At 70.2% G+C, this 1919-nt stretch carries 1 protein-coding gene; it reads left to right on the forward strand.

Annotation, left to right across the window (positions count from 1 at the left end):
- Positions 1-1919, forward strand: a 1919-nt coding sequence (gene dxs, locus ABF821_RS20905) for a 1-deoxy-D-xylulose-5-phosphate synthase (protein ID WP_415531461.1), incomplete at both ends; no start/stop codon positions are given.

Consider the following 1919-nt stretch of genomic DNA (forward strand, 5'->3'; position numbering starts at 1 on the left):
TTTCCGCTGCTGGACCGGGTCAGCGCGCCGCGCGACCTGCGCAACCTGTCGGTGGACCAGCTCCGCCAGCTGGCCGAGGAATTGCGGGCCGAGACGGTCGATGCGGTCTCGACCACGGGCGGCCATCTGGGCGCCTCGCTGGGCGTGGTGGAACTGACGGTGGCGCTGCACGCGGTGTTCGACACGCCCGACGACCGCATCATCTGGGATGTCGGCCACCAGGCCTACCCGCACAAGATCCTGACGGGCCGGCGCGAGGGCATCCGCACCCTGCGCCAGCCCGGCGGCCTGTCGGGCTTCACCCGCCGCAGCGAGAGCCCATACGACCCGTTCGGCGCCGCCCATTCCTCCACCTCGATCTCGGCCGGCCTGGGCATGGCGGTGGCGCACCACCTGCGCGCCGAGCATGACCCCTCCTACCGCGAGCGCAACGTGGTGGCGGTGATCGGCGACGGCTCGATCTCGGCCGGCATGGCCTACGAGGCGATGAACAACGCCGCGGTCGCCGGCCCCGGCGCCGGGCGGCTGATCGTGGTGCTGAACGACAACGAGATGTCGATCGCCCCGCCGGTCGGCGCCATGTCCAACTACCTGTCGCGGCTGATGTCCTCGCGCCAGTTCCTCGGCCTGCGCGACCTCGCCGGCAAGGTGGCCCGCCGCCTGCCCGAGCGGCTGGAACGCACCGCCAGGAAGGCCGACGAATATGCGCGCGGCATGATCACCGGCGGCACGCTGTTCGAGGAACTGGGCTTCTATTATGTCGGCCCGGTCGATGGCCACGACCTCACCCAGTTGGTGCCGATCCTGCGCAATCTGCGCGACGCCGACGACAAAGGCCCGATCCTGCTGCACATCCTCACCGAGAAGGGGCGCGGCTACCGCCCGGCCGAATCGGCGGGCGACAAATATCACGCGGTGGCCAAGTTCAACGTCGTCACCGGCGTGCAGACCAAGGCGCCCCCCGGCCCGCCCAGCTACACCTCGGTCTTCAGCCGCGAACTGACGCACCGGGCGAAGCAGGACGACAGCATCGTCGCCATCACCGCCGCCATGCCGTCGGGCACCGGGCTCGATGCCTTCGCCCGCGCCTATCCCGATCGCTTCTTCGATGTCGGCATCGCCGAGCAGCATGCCGTCACCTTCGCCGCCGGCATGGCCACCGAGGGGCTGCGCCCGTTCTGCGCCATCTATTCCACCTTCCTGCAACGCGCCTATGATCAGGTGATGCATGACGTGGTGCTGCAGAACCTGCCGGTGCGCTTCGCCATCGACCGCGCCGGTCTGGTCGGCGCCGACGGCGCCACCCACGCGGGATCGTTCGACATCAACTACCTGGGCTGCCTGCCCGGCATGACCATCATGGCCCCCAGCGACGAGCTGGAACTGCTGCACATGACGGCCACCGCCTGCGCCTTCGACGACGGCCCGATCGCGCTGCGCTACCCGCGCGGCAACGGGCTGGGGCTGGCCCTGCCCGAGGAAGGCACGGTGCTGGAGATCGGCCGTGGCCGCATCGTCCGCGAAATGGGCCGCCAGGCCGGGCGCGAGAAGGGCGGCATCGCCATCCTGTCGCTGGGCACCCGCATGGCCGAGGTGCTGAAGGCCGCCGACATGCTGGCCACCCAGGGCCTCCCCCCTACGGTGGCAGACGCCCGCTTCGCCAAGCCGCTCGACACCGCGCTGATCGAAAACCTCGCCCGCAACCACGCGGTGCTGATCACCATCGAGGAAGGCGCCGAGGGCGGGTTCGGGGCCTATGTCATGCATCATCTGGCGCGCACCGGCCTGCTCGACAGCGTCCGCTTCCGCCCGATGACGCTCCCCGACCGCTTCATCGACCACAACACGCAGGACGCCCAGTATCGCGAGGCCGGGCTCGACGCCACCGCCATCGCAGCCACCGCCCTGCACGCCCTGGG

Origin of the sequence: Gluconacetobacter sp., from assembly GCF_047721585.1 — a bacterium.
GTDB classification, from domain to species: domain Bacteria; phylum Pseudomonadota; class Alphaproteobacteria; order Acetobacterales; family Acetobacteraceae; genus Gluconacetobacter; species Gluconacetobacter dulcium.